At 52.4% G+C, this 17701-nt stretch carries 14 protein-coding genes; 6 read left to right on the forward strand and 8 right to left on the reverse strand.

Annotated features, from left to right (window positions below):
* Window positions 1-123: 123 nt before the first annotated feature.
* The 5 genes from ppk1 to ilvD all read left to right on the forward strand — a co-directional run bounded on the left by ppk1 (window position 124) and on the right by ilvD (window position 7235).
* A complete protein-coding gene (gene ppk1 / locus PS2015_RS13860; protein ID WP_058022784.1) occupies window positions 124-2232 on the forward strand; it encodes a polyphosphate kinase 1 in 2109 nt (702 codons plus the stop codon).
* Window positions 2233-2375: 143 nt separating this feature from the next.
* The gene (locus tag PS2015_RS13865) at window positions 2376-3257 is read left to right on the forward strand and encodes an exonuclease/endonuclease/phosphatase family protein (RefSeq protein ID WP_058022785.1); all 882 of its coding nucleotides are present in this window, start codon (window positions 2376-2378) and stop codon (window positions 3255-3257) included.
* Between the two features lie 8 nt (window positions 3258-3265).
* Complete coding sequence (locus PS2015_RS13870) at window positions 3266-4342, forward strand: glycerophosphodiester phosphodiesterase (RefSeq protein ID WP_058022786.1); 1077 nt, start codon at window positions 3266-3268, stop codon at window positions 4340-4342.
* Between the two features lie 157 nt (window positions 4343-4499).
* Window positions 4500-5384 carry a metallophosphoesterase family protein gene (locus tag PS2015_RS13875; RefSeq protein WP_058022787.1) on the forward strand — a complete coding sequence of 295 codons (885 nt, stop codon included), beginning with the start codon at window positions 4500-4502 and terminating at the stop codon, window positions 5382-5384.
* A gap of 174 nt (window positions 5385-5558) precedes the next feature.
* Entirely contained in the window at window positions 5559-7235 is a 1677-nt protein-coding gene (gene ilvD, locus PS2015_RS13880; RefSeq protein ID WP_058022788.1) for a dihydroxy-acid dehydratase, read from the forward strand.
* 53 nt (window positions 7236-7288) lie between these two features.
* Here ilvD and paaK read toward each other — a convergent pair whose 3' ends face one another.
* The 7 genes from paaK to PS2015_RS13915 form a co-directional block, all read right to left on the reverse strand.
* Complete coding sequence (paaK, locus tag PS2015_RS13885) at window positions 7289-8578, reverse strand: phenylacetate--CoA ligase PaaK (RefSeq protein ID WP_058022789.1); 1290 nt, start codon at window positions 8576-8578, stop codon at window positions 7289-7291.
* A 47-nt stretch (window positions 8579-8625) separates the two neighbouring features.
* On the reverse strand, window positions 8626-9261 hold the full coding sequence (gene maiA / locus PS2015_RS13890; protein WP_058022790.1) for a maleylacetoacetate isomerase: 636 nt from the start codon (window positions 9259-9261) through the stop codon (window positions 8626-8628).
* A 25-nt stretch (window positions 9262-9286) separates the two neighbouring features.
* On the reverse strand, window positions 9287-10606 hold the full coding sequence (fahA, locus tag PS2015_RS13895; protein WP_058022791.1) for a fumarylacetoacetase: 1320 nt from the start codon (window positions 10604-10606) through the stop codon (window positions 9287-9289).
* Between the two features lie 20 nt (window positions 10607-10626).
* Complete coding sequence (hmgA, locus tag PS2015_RS13900) at window positions 10627-11937, reverse strand: homogentisate 1,2-dioxygenase (RefSeq protein WP_058022792.1); 1311 nt, start codon at window positions 11935-11937, stop codon at window positions 10627-10629.
* Between the two features lie 36 nt (window positions 11938-11973).
* Window positions 11974-12948 carry a hypothetical protein gene (locus tag PS2015_RS13905; RefSeq protein WP_058022793.1) on the reverse strand — a complete coding sequence of 325 codons (975 nt, stop codon included), beginning with the start codon at window positions 12946-12948 and terminating at the stop codon, window positions 11974-11976.
* A gap of 488 nt (window positions 12949-13436) precedes the next feature.
* Window positions 13437-14528, reverse strand: coding sequence for a 4-hydroxyphenylpyruvate dioxygenase (gene hppD / locus PS2015_RS13910; RefSeq protein WP_058022794.1), 1092 nt, complete (start codon window positions 14526-14528; stop codon window positions 13437-13439).
* A gap of 178 nt (window positions 14529-14706) precedes the next feature.
* Complete coding sequence (locus PS2015_RS13915) at window positions 14707-16065, reverse strand: class II 3-deoxy-7-phosphoheptulonate synthase (protein ID WP_418054921.1); 1359 nt, start codon at window positions 16063-16065, stop codon at window positions 14707-14709.
* 223 nt (window positions 16066-16288) lie between these two features.
* Here PS2015_RS13915 and PS2015_RS13920 point away from each other — a divergent pair, with 223 nt between their 5' ends.
* Window positions 16289-16774, forward strand: coding sequence for an Lrp/AsnC family transcriptional regulator (locus PS2015_RS13920; RefSeq protein ID WP_058022796.1), 486 nt, complete (start codon window positions 16289-16291; stop codon window positions 16772-16774).
* Window positions 16775-16814: 40 nt separating this feature from the next.
* Here PS2015_RS13920 and PS2015_RS13925 read toward each other — a convergent pair whose 3' ends face one another.
* Window positions 16815-17636: an aldolase/citrate lyase family protein gene (locus PS2015_RS13925; protein WP_058022797.1), complete on the reverse strand. Its 822-nt coding sequence runs from the start codon at window positions 17634-17636 to the stop codon at window positions 16815-16817.
* Window positions 17637-17701 lie beyond the last annotated feature (65 nt).

Raw genomic sequence — 17701 nt, forward strand, 5'->3', positions numbered from 1 at the left:
GCCTGGACTCCATGATGTCGGAGTTGGTGGCTATTTTGGGGCATTCTGCATTCTTCTGTCTTCACCCTGTAATATAACTGCCATAGTTTGTTACGCACGCAGCTGACAGCCAGGGGTAAGAACATGGAGCTATCCATCATGCAGGCGCCATCAATGGACAATCCTGAGTTCCCACGGGAACTGAGCTGGTTGGCGTTTAACGGCAGGGTGTTGCAGGAAGCGGCTGACACACGTAACCCGCCCATCGAGCGACTGCGCTTTCTGGGCATTTACTCGAATAACATGGATGAGTTTTTCAGGGTGCGGGTCGCTGATGTGAAACGGCGCATCCTGCTGAAAAGGTACCGGACCACTGAGCATGAAGATGCTGAGCTACTGCTCGCCGAGATTCAACATCAGGTGTTGATGCTGGGCAAGCAGTTCAACAAGATCTATCTGGACATTCAGTTGGAGCTGCGCAAGCACAATATCGAACTGATCGATGACAGCAAGTTAACCGAGGGGCAATCGGAATGGGTGCGTAATTATTTCAATAGCGAAGTAAAAAAGCACATTTCGCCGATTATCCTGTCCCAAACGGATGCGTCCCTGGCAAAAATTCTTGACGATAATACGACCTACCTGATGGTCGAAATGGCCGGGGTGCAAAAGCCAGAATATGCGATAGTGCAGGTGCCTACCAATGAGGTCTCACGCTTTATCGAGTTGCCGCTGACGTTAAACACCCGCAAGAAAAACGGCCACTACAGACGACAAATCCTGCTGCTGGACGACATTATCACTCATTGTCTTGCCGATCTGTTTAAGGGCTTTTTCGAATTTGACAGCATTTGCGCTTTTTCACTGAAGCTGACCCGCGATGCCGAATACAATATCAGTGATACCCTGGATCAAAGCCTGATAGACAAGATGTCCAAGGGTATTCGGCAACGGCTCAAATCAGAGCCGACCCGCCTGGTGTATGACGCGGCCATGCCGGAGCAGATGTTGAAGGTGCTGACCAAGCAGCTGGGTACCAGTTCGATCGATGCATTGATTGCCGGCACCCGGTACCGGAATTTTAAAGACTTTATCGGTTTTCCCAATCTTGGCCGCCAGAGCATGGAATTTCCGCCATTGCCGCCGCTACCCAGTCCGGATTTTGATCAGCATCCAACCACTTTTGACGCCATTCGTCACAGCGACATTCTGCTGTATTACCCCTATCACAGCTTTGGTTATTTTACTGAATGGGTACGGCAGGCTTCGTTTGACCCCAAGGTCACCCATATCAGGATTTCCCTGTACCGCGTTGCACGGCAGTCAAGAGTGATCCATGCCCTGCTGGATGCCGTGCGCAATGGCAAGAGCGTCACGGTGGTGCTTGAATTGAAAGCCCGCTTTGATGAGGAAAACAACATCAGTTGGGCCAGAAAAATGACCGATGCCGGTATCGAAGTCATTTTTGGTCAGACCACCTTAAAAATCCATTCCAAGATCTGCCTGATCACCCGCCTGGAGAAAGGTGAACCGGTACGTTATGGCCATATTGGCAGTGGTAACTTTAACGAAAAAACTGCCCGCATCTACACCGATATGAGCCTGTTCACCTGTCATCCGGAAATTACGGCTGAAATAGAACAGGTATTTGAATTCATTCAGTACTCCTATCGCCCCTTTGTCTTCAAGCACCTGATCGTGTCTCCTACCTGGAGCCGACCAAAATTAAAAAAACTGATCCAGCGTGAAATCGACTTTGCGGTGAGTGGTCGCAAAGCCGAGATCTTCCTCAAAGTAAACAACCTGGTGGATGAGGAGATCGTGCAACTACTGTACACAGCCAGTCAGGCCGGTGTGAAGATCAGGATGATTATCCGTGGCATGTGTTCATTGGTACCCGGCATTCCGGGCAAAAGTCAGACGATCAAGATCATCAGTATTCTTGACCGCTTTCTGGAACATGCTCGTGTGTATGTGTTCCACAATGGCGGCGATACTGATGTCTATATCTCATCGGCTGACTGGATGACCCGCAACATCGACCAACGGGTGGAAGTCGGCGTGCCAATCCTCGATGCCAGAATCAAACAAACAGTGCTCACGACTCTGGATATTCAGTGGCGCGATAACGTGAAAGGGCGCATTGTTGATGCCACGCAAAGCAATACGTACATTAGTCGTGGCAATAAGCGCAACATCCGGTCGCAACAGAGCATTTACGACTACTTTGCCAAAATATGCCAGAAGCCATAATCAAAGAAAATACTGCCAAGTCAACGAGGACTCTGAGCATGCTGTCGCGTGCCATAACAACGGCTTTCCTTGCATGGCTGCTAACTTCCTGCGCAGGCAATAACAGCTCGTCAGGGTCATCTGCAGGAATGACTTTGCGGGTAATGACGTTCAATACAGGCACGCCTGCCTGCGAGGAAAGCGCGGATGCCAGGTACAGCTGTGCGCATGCTGCAATCGCCGATGAGTGGTACGGCAATGGCCTCTCATTTATCGCGATCTTGGAGGACACGCGCGTATTCTTCGCTGCCACCCGGCCGGATATCGTCGGTTTTCAGGAAATCTTTCATCCCGGTGAATGCCCGGAGATCCCGCCGGAATACCACACCGGATTCATCTGCGAGAACTGGCAGCCCGGCGATCCAACTGTCGCTCAACACGTTCTTGGTCCGGACTATCAGATCGCCTGCCATCCCGGACGACCCGATAAATGCCTGGCTGTACGTATGGGATTCGGCCGCATCCAGGGCTGTGGCAGTGCTATCTGCCTTAATCATCTGGATGCCGGTTCAGTTGACGGCTGTGGCGGTGGCACGCGGATTGCCCGCGGGCTGATCGAAGTCGCAGACGGCAGCCAGCTCACTGTCGTCAACATTCATGGCACTTCTGGCAGATCGCCGAATGATCAGACTTGCCGCGTCGCGCAGTTTGATCAGGTGTTTGTGGATATTCTGGACGGTAGCGGCCAGCCCGCGGCCAACGGCGACCGCAATATCGTGCTGGGTGATCTCAACACGGATCCCGGACGCGGGGCCGCAATCGACCCGAGCGCCAGACGCTGGACAGATTTTGTTGGCACAGGGCGAACATTTAACCAGATCAGCGACGCCGGTCCGCTGACCGAACCGACTTACGCCAACGCGTTTAACATCGACCATGTCGCCAGCGATGCTTTTGTAGGCAATTGTTTCACCGGGCAGCCGACACAAATAACCGCTTTCGACCACATGCCCATCATTTGCGATCTGTCGCCTTTTCCCCCATGAGATCCCCCATGATTCGATATGTCACGTCCATAGCAATACTGTTCAGTTTGTTCCAGCAGCCCCTGGCCGCCTCCGAAGTAAGTCTGTTGCAGGCGTTTCATGTCGCCGAAATCCATACCACGAAATCACCTTCCGGCCATCATACCGGCAGTCTTAACGGACATCCTCACTACGTCATCGAGGTTCCTGTTGATAATGAAATAAAGCGTGTTTGGGTTCACAGGATCAATGGACGGGTATCGAAAATAGAATCCGGTGACGAACAGACACCGATGCTGGAATATCAGTGGCCGGGAATCAGGGTGGTCGCGCACCGCGGAGGGGTGGGACTGGATGTCCCTGAAAATACCCTGCCAGCCATCCAGAAAGCCATTGATGTCGGTGCTCATCTGGTGGAAATTGACATACGGCAAACCAAAGATGGCCACCTGATCCTGATGCATGATGCCACCGTGGATCGAACAACAAATGGATCCGGACGGGTAGAGGATATGACCCTTGATGAGATCAAAGCGCTGGATGCCGGAGGCTGGCATAGCGATCGACACAAGGGAGTCGAAGTGCCGACGCTGGAAGAAGCGTTAACCTTGATGAAAGGGAAAATAAGTCCTGATCTGGATGTAAAGAATGCCGATGTAGAGAAGCTTGTGGCAATAATCAATAAAGTCGGCATTGCAGGCGAGTCTTTCTATCATGGCTCAATCGAGGACAGCAGAAAACTGAATAATCTGGCGCCAGAAATATTTTTGCGCCCCTCGGTAAGAAACAGTGTTGATATTCATCAGACGATCCGGTCGTTGTGGCCGCCCTTGATCAATCTGAACTGGCACGCCGTCACCGAAGAAAACATCAGACTGATTCACCTGCTAGGCGCGCAGGCATTTGTAAATACGCTTGAAACAGCGGATACGCTTTTGAACGTCGAACTGGCGGCAGAAGCCGGGGCTGATTATATTCAGACTGATTACCCGGACAGGGTGATTGCGCTGCTGCGAGAGAAAGGATTGCTGTATGATGCGGCAAAAGACATTGGTGGCCGAATTCATCCGCTAGGCAATGAGGCGCTGAGATACCCCTTGCGGTAATGTCCCTGTAATACGCCTGTAATCGGGCGGGCTACACTGGGCGACCCATCTTTTCTGTCATTGAACTGTAATACAAACAGCAAGACCTTTTGACTACCATGGCACGCTGAGTCACTCAGCATCTGCTGTATTCAAGACATCAAGAGGTCCCTGCCATATGTCATTCGCCCGATTTTTTTCTGCTATCACCCTGTTGAGCACCCTTGCCTGCCTGCATACTGCCAGCGCCAACGAGGGAATCGCTTCCTCTGACCGCAATGTAGTCCTGAGCTTCGCGGTGCTGGGAGATGCCGAACCCAAGCCCGAGGCAGCCTTTCCGGGCGTGTCTGCTGCAGTCGATGAAGTCAATCAACTGGCTCAGGAACGCTCGCTGGATTTTGTTGTGGGTGTTGGAGACATTGCTCATAAAGGCACTCTCATTCAGTACGAAAACGTGACGCCAGTGCTGCAGCGCCTCAGCCTGCCGTTCTATCCAATCATGGGCAATGAGGAGCATGGCGATACAGTTGATCGCTACATGCAGTACGCTAATTTGTGGAACAAGGGCAAGGCTGTTATTGAAAAGCCCAGTTATGTGCTTGAATATGATGCTGTCGCACTGGTGTTCGCTTCACCCGATTACAGTCGTGACTTTAATGATGATGGCATAGACTGGATCCGGAATCAGGTTGAGAGGCTGGCGTCTAAACCGGTATTTCTGATTGTGCACGGGGCGCAGACAGGGGTTTATCCTGAGAACGCGGAAAAAGGCATTACTCATCCCGGATTCGTCGATATTGTTGCGCAGCCGAATGTAGCTGCGGTGATATCTGGCGATCTGCACATGGATATGGAGCGCGTCAATCACTCAAAGCAGATTGGTCATGTGCATTATCTGCATATTCCTGCTCTTGAACGCACCAAGATTCCCGATGAAACACGCCACACGCCCATGTACCGTGTATTCAGTATATTTGACGATGGTGACGTTCTGGTAGAAACCTTTCAGGTCGATGTCAAGGGACCCTTGGCGCGGCACGAATATCGGTTTACGCTGCCCTGATAGTATTACTGTATGGTTTCGGCACCAATGTCTATTCCTGTTGTGAGGCTATGCACGATCTCAGCAACTTCGGCTGGGGGTGGTGTCGCGGTCCATTATGCACTGCGACGGTATGCTATATTCTGATCAGAAATCATTTATTGTAGATCAGAATTTACCCCATGAGAGGTCCGTATGCCTGAAGATAAGCGACGTCATTATTCCTCACAAGTGGTTGATGGCATTGGCAAGTCGGCCAGTCGAGCAATGTTAAGAGCGGTCGGGTTTACGGATGCCGATTTTAAAAAGCCGCAAGTAGGCATTGCTTCAACATGGAGCAACGTGACCCCTTGCAACATGCACATCAATCGCCTGGCTGAAGAATCTGCTGCAGGCGCTGATGCGGCTGGCGGCAAGTCGCTTATATTTAACACGATTACCATATCTGACGGCATTGCGAATGGTACCGAGGGCATGAAGTACTCCCTGGTATCGCGGGAAGTAATTGCAGATTCAATAGAAACGGTAGCAGGCTGCGAAGGCTTTGATGGACTGGTCGCCATTGGTGGCTGTGACAAAAATATGCCGGGCTGCATTATGGGGCTGGCGCGACTCAATCGCCCCTCGGTGTTTGTATACGGTGGCACGATTTTGCCCGGTGAAAACCATACCGATATTATCTCCGTTTTTGAAGCGGTTGGTGCCCATGCACAGGGCAAGATGGACCTGATCGAAGTAAAGCAGATCGAAGAAAAAGCCATACCGGGCGCTGGTTCCTGTGGCGGCATGTATACGGCCAACACCATGGCTTCGGCAATAGAAGCCATGGGCATGAGCCTGCCCGGCAGCTCAGCTCAGAACGCTGTTTCCAAAACCAAGCTGGACGATTGCCGCGCAGCCGGCGCTGCCGTTCTTCACCTGCTTGACAAGGATATCAAACCCTCTGACATCATGACGCGTGAAGCGTTTGAAAACGCGATTACAGTCATCATTACCCTGGGAGGTTCCACTAACGCGGTCTTACACCTGATAGCGATGGCAAATACTATGGGGGTAGAGCTGTCACTGAATGACTTTGCAGAGATCGGCAAGCGGGTTCCCGTACTGGCGGACCTGCGACCCAGCGGCCATTACATGATGTCAGAACTGGTGGCTATTGGGGGCATTCAACCCCTGATGAAGAGGCTTTTGGATCGTGGCTTGCTGCATGGCGGGTGCATGACAGTGACTGGCAAAACGCTGGCGGAAAACCTTGCTGATGTTGCACCTTACCCGGACCAACAACAGATAATTCGTGATTTCAACAACCCCATTAAAACAGACAGCCATTTGCGCATTTTATATGGCAACCTGGCACCCACCGGTGCTGTCGCCAAGATCACCGGTAAAGAAGGCACTCACTTTACCGGTAGAGCACGCGTCTTTCATTCGGAGGAAGAAGCGCAGGCGCGAATCCTTGATGGCACCGTGGTGGCCGGTGATGTCCTTGTTATTCGTTATGAAGGCCCCAAAGGGGGCCCCGGTATGCGTGAAATGCTGAGTCCGACATCTGCCATCATGGGCAGAGGACTGGGAAGCGATGTCGCGCTGATAACCGATGGTCGATTCTCCGGCGGCAGTCACGGGTTTGTGGTGGGGCATATTACACCGGAAGCCGCTGAAGGCGGACCGATAGCTCTTGTTCAGGAAGGCGATATTATCACCATTGATGCCGTGGAGAATCGCATAGTACTGGATGTATCAGAGCAGGAACTCGCCAGTCGTCTGGCGCTATGGAATGCACCTGAGCCGAAATACAAACGAGGTGTGCTCGCCAAGTATGCCCGCACTGTGCAGTCGGCATCTCAGGGAGCCATTACTGATTTACCCTGATCCGGGCAGGGACTGAATTGGCTAGGAAAACGGGCATATCGGGCGCGATTATATTAACCGCGCCTGTCAATCACGTGAACAGCCTTACCCTCAGAACGCGGCAGTTCGCCAGTCTTTTTGACGACCACGCTGGCTGAAATGCCGACCAATGATTTAATCTTCACCTGAAGTTCCGCTGCCAGGGCAACAGCGTCTGCTGTGTAACCCTGTGCACGCTCGACAATCACGCTCACACTGTCCATGTTACCCTTCTTTTCGATCTCCATCAGATAATGAGGCGCCAGGCCTTCCACACTAAGCACCTGCTCTTCGATTTGCGTCGGGAAAACATTCACACCGCGAATGATCAGCATATCGTCACTGCGCCCGGTAATTTTTTCGATGCGCCGCATACTGCGTGCGCTACCCGGCAGAAGTCGTGTCAGATCGCGGGTACGGTAGCGAATCATGGGCAATCCCTGTTTGGTGAGTGTTGTGATCACCAACTCGCCACGCTCGCCGTCCGGTAGTACCTCACCCGTTTGCGGGTCGACAATTTCAGGGTAGAAATGATCCTCCCAGAGCGTCGGGCCATCCTTGGTTTCCACACATTCCTGGGCAACACCAGGGCCCATGATTTCCGACAATCCGTAAATATCAACCGCATCAATGTGCAGTCTGCTCTCAATGTCGCTACGCATGGAATTGGTCCAGGGCTCGGCACCAAAAATACCTATTCGCAGTGACAGTTGCGCGGGATCCACACCCTGACGCGCCATTTCATCGCCAATGTTCAGCATATAGGATGGCGTGACCATCATGATGTCGGGATCAAAATCCTGAATCAGCCTGACCTGTTTCTCGGTCTGTCCGCCCGACATGGGAATGACGGTACAGCCCAAACGTTCTGCACCATAATGAGCGCCGAGACCTCCAGTGAACAGACCGTAACCATAAGCGACGTGAACTTTGTCACCGGGGCGGCCGCCCGCAGCATAGATGGAGCGAGCCACCAGACTGGCCCAGTTATCAATGTCAGTTTGGGTGTAACCAACCACCGTCGGTTTGCCCGTGGTACCGCTGGAGGCGTGTATTCGACTGATCTGATTCATCGGCGTACAGAACATACCAAACGGGTAGTTGTCGCGAAGGTCCGACTTGGTGGTGAACGGAAATTTACTCAGGTCTTCAAGTGTGCGGAAGTCGTCCGGATGTACATTCTGTTCATCGAATTTTTTTCTGTATGCTGGCGAATTTTTATACACATGATGCAAGGTTTCCTTGAGCCGCGTGGCCTGAAGGTTGCGTATTTCATCAAGGCCCGCGAGTTCAATTTGATCGTAGGCATTTCTGGTTTTGGTCATAGGTTCCTTTCGATTTGGCTTTTCGTCAACTCAGTTATGTTTTTTTATTATGCTACCGGCTTATCTTCTTGATTATCCGGATGCGCTTTAATAAAAGCAGCGTGTTCATTACAGCGCCGATAGACCGCCATGATCTTTGGGTATGCATCCATTGCCATATCAAAACGGAATGCATTAAACACCTGTGGCACAAGGTAAACATCGGCCATGCTGATGCTGTCTCCAGCGGCATAACCACCGGGCACCATCTGCTTTTCCAGCGCATCAAAACCAAGCTGAATCCAGTGGTTGTACCACGTTTGTTTGGTATCCTCACTCAAACCAAGTTCACCCGTAAGGTACCTCAATACCCGTAAATTGTTCAGCGGGTGAATATCGCAGGCAATGCTGTTGGTAATTGCTCGAATCCGTGCTCGCTGCAGCGGGTCGGCAGGCAGCAGTGGGTTATCTGTGAACGTTTCCTCCAGCCACTCCAGGATGGCTGTGGACTGTGTCAGCACTGTGCCATCATCCAGCCGGAGTGCCGGTATCAGGCCCATTGGGTTAATGGCATGATACTCGTCGCTTTTTTGTTCGTTCTTGAGCAAATTGACGGATGTAAGGCGGTAATCGATTTTTTTCAGATTAAGCGCAATGCGCACGCGATACGCGGCGGTAGATCTGAAGTATGAAAAAAGTTCCATGGTTGCCTCCCTCACAACAGGCTTTCTAGCAGTTTAGCTGCGCCGGTAATATCGTGCCTGTCACCTCGCCGAAACCCAGGCGAATCAGACCGGGACCGTCACAATAGCCCCTCAGGATGATTGTATCTCCGTCCTCCAGAAAGGTGCGGGTTTCACCATTCGGAAGCTGTACTGGCTGCTTACCGCCGCGGCTCAATTCGAGCATGGAGCCTGATTCTTCATGACTCGGACCAGATTGTGTGCCAGTACCCAGAAGATCTCCAGGCTGCAGATTACAACCATTAACACTGTGATGGGCAACCATTTGAGCGACGGTCCAATATGATTCGCTGAAATTGGATCGTGACAGGCTTACGGGCGCTTCGGCTTTGGCCTGCATGTTTTTTGTTTGCAGCAGAACCTCCAGTTTAATATCCATCGCCCCAGCGTTTTTGTTTTGCTCAGTACTCAGGTACGGCAAAGGCTGAGGATCACCCGCAGGACGACTGAAAGCCCGGCGGTATGGCGCTAGCGCCTCCAGAGTAACAATCCATGGAGAAATCGTGGAGGCAAAACTTTTCGCCAGAAATGGCCCAAGTGGTTGATATTCCCAGGCCTGTATATCTCTTGCAGACCAATCATTTAACAGACACATGCCAAACACGTGGCTCTCTGCTTCATCCATCGCAATGGATGAACCCAGCTCATTGCCGGACCCGATGAAAATGCCCATCTCCAGCTCATAGTCAAGCCGCTTACTCGGCGCCAGCGATGGCGTTTCGTCGTCGGGTCCTTTCAACTGTCCCAATGGACGAGGAAATTCTTGACCAGAAACGGCGATAGAGGAAGCACGCCCATGGTAACCAATGGGTACCCATTTGTAATTGGGAAGCAAGGGGTTATCCGGGCGAAATAATGAACCTACGGCGGTCGCGTGATGAACAGATGTATAGAAATCAGTGAAATCGCCAATGCGGCAAGGCAGCTTGTATTCCACATTAGCCTGATCTACCAAACAGGGTCGCAGCTTTGCTTCGAGCTCTGACCCCTGACGGAGGGCGCGAGACAAGGCGAACCTCAGACTCGACCACGCACTCGGTCCCATGGCCATGAAGTCGTTAAGCTCGGGTTTGGCGGCCGCAACCAAAGTTGGCCGCAATTGTGCCGGTAACACGTCCGACTTACTCAAAACAAGCAAATCGACGATCTGATCACCAATAGCAACGCCTCCACGGAATTCAACGCTGCCCTCTGGGCGGAAAACAGCAAACGGCAAGTTTTGTATCGGGAAGTCGTTAACGCCATCATTAGCCGATGTCACCCAGCTCCGCAAGCCGGGGTCGTGGGTTTCATTCAGTTTCAACATCAATTGCTCCCAATTATTTGTTATGGGTTCCCATCAAAATTCTTTTTTATACCAGTCCAGCATTTCGAATAATCACGCTGCCGGCACTCGGACTCCATGGCAAATCTAGTGGGTGTAATAACGTAGCGGGACTCAAACATAAACGCCAATGTGTTCTCGTAACGCTCTGGCTTCAGCTCAGTATTGCTCGCCTTTTCGAATACAGTCGCCTCCGGGCCGTGAGGTGTCATGCAATTATGCAGGCTCATCCCGCCGGGTTCGAAGCCTTTTCCCTTGGCATCATAAGTACCCCTGATCAGCCCCATGAATTCGCTCATGATATTGCGATGGAACCAGGGTGGACGGAATGTGTTTTCGGCAACCATCCAGCGGGGGGGGAACACCACGAAGTCCAGGTTAGCCACCCCGAGCGTATCACTCGGCGACGTTAACACAGTAAAAATTGACGGATCCGGATGGTCGAAGCTGACGGTATTAATCACGTTGTATCTGGCAAGATCGTATTTGTAAGGCGCGCTGTTGCCTACCCAGGCAACCACATCAAACGGCGAGTGGTCCAGAGTTGTCTGATATAACTCGCCGCAGAATTTGACCACCAGAGTATGCTCTTCGTCATTTTCCTCGAACCAGGCAACCGGATACTGAAAGTCACGATCATTGGCAAAACCATTTGCGCCCACCGGACCGCGTTCAGGCAACTCCAGAGGGGCACCGTAATTCTCACAGACGTAACCACGCACCGGGCCATCGGGCAGCTCAATGCGAAACTTCAAGCCGCGGGGAATGACCAGAATCTCGCCGGGCACAACATGCAGCCGGCCTAGCTCGGTGTGTGCCAATATGGCACCCTGCTGGGGCACAATCAACATCTCACCATCTGCGCAGTAAAAAACTTTTTTACCCATTCCGCGATCGGCTCGATAAACATGTATACCTAAACCAATCTGCGCTCTGGCGTCGCCGCTGACCGCAATAGTTGTCAATCCATCAACAAAGTCGCCCGTTGATCTGTCCAGGGGCAGTGAACTCCAGCGCAGAACATTGGGAGGACAATTTAAATCCGTGCCCGGACTGGTTCTAATTAAACCTTTATCGATAGCAACAAAATCGCCTCCCGTGACGACAGAGGGCCGCATTCGATAGGTCCAGGTTCGGCGATTCTTCGCGCGCGGCGCTGTAAACGCGGTGGAGCTTATTTGTTCAGCATAAAGCTTGTATGTACATTTTTGAGGACTGAACTGGCCTGTTGGCAAAGCACCGGACAGCGCTTCGGTTTCGAACTCATTGCCGAAACCAGTCATGTATTGAAGAGTGTTCTGCGTCGTTTTCATCCAGTCTTCGCTCCCGTTCTTTTGCTACGCCCAGCCCTACCGATATCCGAAAAGTGCTGCATGGGGAACGGCTGTACCGGTGTCACCATGTGGCCAGGACTCCCGATAAAACGAGACCCCGGCTCTGGGAAATTCAGCCGCACCGAAGGACTCGTCGAGGCTCAATTTACCAGCCTCAGCATCAAAGTCGAAAATGAGCACGGTATAGGTCGGCGCCATGCCCGAGGAGGTCACCACGATACGTGATGCGCCCGGATCTGTTGCAGCCCAATGCGGCTGATACCCGGGAGTATCAAATCGACTGACTTCCTTGATGTCGGTTGGATCTGAAATGTCGAACACCAGTATTGTTTCGCTGAACATAACCGGCAGCACCATGAAATCGCCAATGGTTGTGGGAACCGAACAACCGAATAGATTCGGGTAGTTAAGTACCAGCTCAATGCCCGGTTCGCTCGTATCAATCCCGTTCATTCGGTAAAGACCGCACATCAGGGTGTTCATCAGCACGCTACCGTCATTCATCACACGGCTCTCAAACGGCTGGGCCTCGGCGGGATATTGGCCTGCCTCACAAATGTCTCCTATGCCAAAGACACATTCAGGACTACTTGTCGGCTCACCCCGTGGCACTTGCAGGGTATGTAACAGCGCCAGGTCTGATAGCCTCCAGATCTGCACCACGTCAGCAGCCTGTTCGGTGAAAATCCTCATGGTTCGACTGGTTGTCACCACCCGATCCGACGCGGGAATCACCTCCACGTGATAGGGCCGGATCTGCTCGCCTTCAAAAGCTGGATCTGCGGCACTGGTCGTCGAAATCAGGTTGGCGTCTTTATCAAACCGGACAAGTCCGCCCGGATTTCCCGGGACGCTGCCGTCACCATACTGCATCGTCGCCAGTACCTGCCCGTCATCAAGACGCAGAAAACTGTGCGGAAACTCATAGCCCGGCACGGGTGCTAGCTCGTCCACAAGACGGGGTGCGTCGGGTACGGACAGGTCAAACATGAAAGTTCTTCCGGCGTCATATCCGTTTGCCAGTAAGGCGGCGCCTGTCGGCACTGATAATTCTGTGTGGTGCGGATTCGTCCCTACAACACCGACCGGCTCAGTGGCCAGAACTTCACCGTATGACGGACTATGCGGGTCTGAATCGATCACAGCGAGAAAATCACTATCACTAGCGCCCCTGTCGAGGTCACCGGCCCATATGTACAGAAGCGGGGCTGGCCCCGCGTTCTGCCTGGTACCAGCCAGGAAGTCTGAATTGTCGGAAGCGCACCCGACGGTTAGAATCGCTAAGCCAAGCGACAGGATTCCTCGATTCATTTGATAACCTCTGAATATTATTGTTGATTTAACAGCGTACTATTATGTGCCCGAGTCTGAATATCACGGATTCTGGAGTGCGTGGTCGCACTTGTAGTCAATATAGACAAGGTTGCAGTATCGCACGTTATTACCGGGCCAAGGATAGATTCTTTAGCCGCCCTACTTCAGCCTGCCACCTGTTTCCCGGTCTGCAAAACACCACGTCGCACCTGGTCACGTTCGATTGACTCGAATAAGGCCGAGAAATTGCCTTCACCAAAACCTTCATCGCGCTTGCGCTGAATGAACTCGAAAAATATCGGCCCTACCATATTCTGCGAGAAAATCTGCAATAACAAACGCGGATCATTTTCTTCAGTGGAACCATCCAGCAAAATACCGCGAGACTGTAATTCTTCTACAGGTTCGCCGTGGCCCGGCAAGCGCTCCGACAGCATTTCGTAATACGTAGCCGGCGGCGCTGGCATAAACTGTACGCCCTTGGCTTTCAGCCGGTCATAACAGGCGGGCAGGTCGTCACAGGAAAACGCGATGTGCTGAATGCCTTCGCCGTTGTATGCAATCAGAAATTCCTCAATCTGCCCACTGCCACCACGACCCTCTTCATTCAGCGGGATACGTATTTTTCCGTCGGGCGCCGTCATGGCCCGCGACGTCAACCCGGTATATTCACCCTTGATATCAAAGTAACGAATCTGCCTGAAGTTAAACAGGTCTTCGTAGTACTTGGTCCAGTAGTCCATGCGACCGCGGTGAACATTATGAGTCAAATGATCAATAACCTTGAATCCGCAACCTTTCGGGTGGCGGTCGACGCCGTCGAGGAACTCAAAATCGATATCGTAAATTGAAGAGCCGTCCTGGTAACGGTCGTTCAGATAGAGCAGCGCCCCCCCGATACCCCGGATCGCCGGCAAATTTAATTCCATAGGGCCCGCCGGAACAATTACCGGCTCCGCACCGAACTCGATGGCTCGCTTGTACGCTTTTGTCGCATCCTTTACGCGAAATGCCATGCCACAAGCCGATGGGCCGTGCTCCTTGGCATAGTGGGCAGCTGGCGACCCCTTTTCATAGTTCAGCAGGAAGTTAATATCACCTTGTCGCCACAGCTCCACGTCTTTTGAACGGTGGCGGGCAACATGGGTAAAACCCAGAACGGTCAATGCAGGCTCAAGCACGCCGCGCTCAGGCGCCGTGAATTCAACAAACTCAAAACCGTCCAATCCCATTGGATTCTCGAATAGATCTGCCATCAGCTACCTCCTTTGATGCAGTTGTTATCAGGTGCAACAGCACTGTTATGGTAAAAAAGTATACCGATGGCCTGCGACAGTTATTCGCCTATTCAGGCGGAACAACAGGGTCAAAAGGAAGGATTCTTGCGAGAATATCGAAGTTGCGGGTGCTTTCCACCCGCAAGTTATCCGGCATTTATCGAGGGTTGTTGGCCCGACTCAGTGTGTCGGCAATCAAAAAAGCCAGCTCAAGGGACTGATCTGCATTCAGTCGGGGATCACAGGTTGTTTTGTAGCGCTCACCGAGCCCCGCCTCAGTGACCTGATACGCGCCGCCGACGCACTCGGTAACCGAGTCACCTGTCATTTCCAGATGCACCCCACCAGCGTAACTGCCTTCAGCACGATGGATTTCGAAGAACTGCTCCATCTCACTCAGTATGGCGTTAACCTTGCGGGTTTTAACGCCACTAGCCGTATTAATGGTGTTGCCGTGCATGGGATCTGAACACCAGATCACATCAGCACCCATACCCTGTACCGCCTGGACGAGGGGCGGCAGCTTGTCGCCGATGTGCCCGGCACCCATTCGCGAAATGAGTGTGATCCGACCCGGTTCATTGTGGGGGTTCAGGCATTCAAGCAGTTTTTGCAGATCGGAGGGTTTGGTCGACGGTCCCACTTTTATTCCGATCGGATTGCGAACCCCTCTCAGGAATTCGACATGGGCATGATCGGGCTGCCGTGTGCGGTCGCCAATCCACAGCATATGCGCAGAGCAGTCGTACCAGTTGCCACTCAAACTGTCACGACGCGTCAATGCCTGCTCATAGTGCAGCAACAACGCTTCATGCGAGGTATAAATGGTCGTTTTGTTGAGTTGCGGATTGTTCGCTGAATTAATGCCACAAGCCGCCATAAAACCCAGCGCCTTTTCGATCTGCTGGGCCAGATTTTCGTATTTCTTGTGCTGTGCAGTTTGTGCAACAAACCCCTGGTTCCACTGCTGCACATTGTGCAAATCAGCAAAACCACCCGTGGCAAATGCACGCATCAGGTTCAAGGTAGCGGACGACTGATGATAGGCTCTCAACATACGCTGAGGATCGGGGCGACGGGCGTCGTCCGAAAATTCCACGCTGTTGATAATATCACCGCGATATGACGGCAGCTCAACAGAACCGACTGTCTCCGTAGCAGCCGAGCGAGGCTTGGCGAATTGACCCGCAATACGACCTACCTTCACCACCGGGCAGCTGCCCGCAAAGGTCATGACAACCGACATTTGCAATAAAAGCTTGAAGGTTTGAACGATTTTCTCTGCGCTGAATTCGGCAAAACTCTCTGCGCAGTCGCCGCCCTGCAGCAAAAAAGCCTGCCCCTGGCTCACCTTCTTGAGGTCTGCCCTGAGTCCGTCGATTTCGCCCGCAAACACCAGAGGCGGCAACATTGCCAGCTCCCGCTCAGCATCCTGCAACGACGCTTCATCAGGGTAGATTGGCAGTTGTTGTGCCGGTCGATGTCTCCAGCTACCGACGTCCCAATCTTGCATAATTTTTTCCCAGGTCTGTTAAACGGGCACAGTATACAGAATATGCACAACCCTCCCAAGCCATGTGCTGAGACTCAGGTTATCAAGTGGACATACCCGGCACCCGCCAAGTGTATTCAACTGTATAACTGCTATAATGGCCAAAAATCGACCGGCTTCAACCCCGCGGGCTGAATAATTGCGTTTTTTACGTCCGGAATACTGTTAACAGCGAAGAAATCCACTTATGCAATTAGATCGAACTGAACGTGAAATACTGCGCATTTTGCAACAGGAAGGGCGCATCTCTATCGTGGAGTTGGCGTCCCGGATCTCATTGTCCGAATCTCCGACGTTCCGACGCGTAAAGGCGCTCGAAAACGCCGGCGTCATTAACGCATACTCCGCACGTCTCGATCAGCGCAAGATCGGCCTGCAGGTCACCGCATTTGTTCAGATCACATTGGACAAAGGCGACAAATCAACGCTACGCACTTTCCTCGCCCAGGTAGAAGCGGAGGAGTACATCGTGGAATGCCATGGCATGAGCGGTTCCTGTGACTACCTGCTAAAAGTGGTTGCAACAAACATGGACCACTTCTCGGAGCTGTGTATGCAACGGATTCTGAATTTCGCAGGCGTCAAAAATATCGAATCGCAATTCAGCCTGTGGGCAGTCAAGCAAGACGCCCCGCTTCCTATTGCCGGAAAAAGCATCCCCGATTCTGATTAACATGGGCGGCTCCAGCCACACCTGAAGCCGCCGCTGTTTTTTAACGACCGGCCGCCGCCCTGCCCAAACGTATTACTTCATCCGCTGACGGCCCGTATACAATCAAGCCAAGAAAACCTTGCTCCACGCGAGTCACAACCGATTCGGTATCGGCGGTGATCAGATCCGCGAGTCCTGCACGCTGGGCCTGTGCCAGCAGCTCCAGGTTCAGCTTCTCGGCTGCCTCACGGTCGCCGCCCAGAGCACTTGTCAGGCTGCCGATACCGCAGACCAGCGAGCTGTAACCTGGAATGTTGGCGATCTCTTCCAGCTCGGCGAATACTTCAGGCGTTTCGAGCAAAAACATAACAATGAAGTCACCATCGGGATTGCTCGGCGACCACACGTTGACACCTTCGAAGAATGAAATGGCTGTGCGAACTTCGTCGGCACTTTCCACATGCGGAAACACCACGCCATCCACGCCCAGGGCTATGAGTTCTTCGGCACGCGCTCGCGAGGTTTCAACACCCGCTTCAGACATGGGCGGAATACGAACCAGAATTGTCATCGCGGCGTCTTCACCCCGACTACGCAGCCCCTCTGCCACGTCACGCGCTTTCTCAAACGCATAGTCTTGCTCAAGATTCACGAAGGCAAAATCCAGCAAAGGATTCGCCGCGAGTTCACGGCCCGTTTCAACAGTGAAGGGCATTCCTGTGACGTAATAACCAAATCCCACCTGGCCAGACGACCAAAGTCCTACCAGCCCCCTGCCATCCGCAGCGGCAGCAGATGACACCAAATGTGTGCCTACTGTCAGGGTTGCAAATACAAACAGGGCGCTTTTCAGCGTCGCCCGAAAACAAAACCGATTTTTCATGATGTTCTCCAGCCCGAAGCAGGCAAAAATGCTATCAAACAAAACAGGCTGATTGCGTACGGTTT

Origin of the sequence: Pseudohongiella spirulinae (genome assembly GCF_001444425.1) — a bacterium.
Classification (GTDB): Bacteria; Pseudomonadota; Gammaproteobacteria; order Pseudomonadales; family Pseudohongiellaceae; genus Pseudohongiella; species Pseudohongiella spirulinae.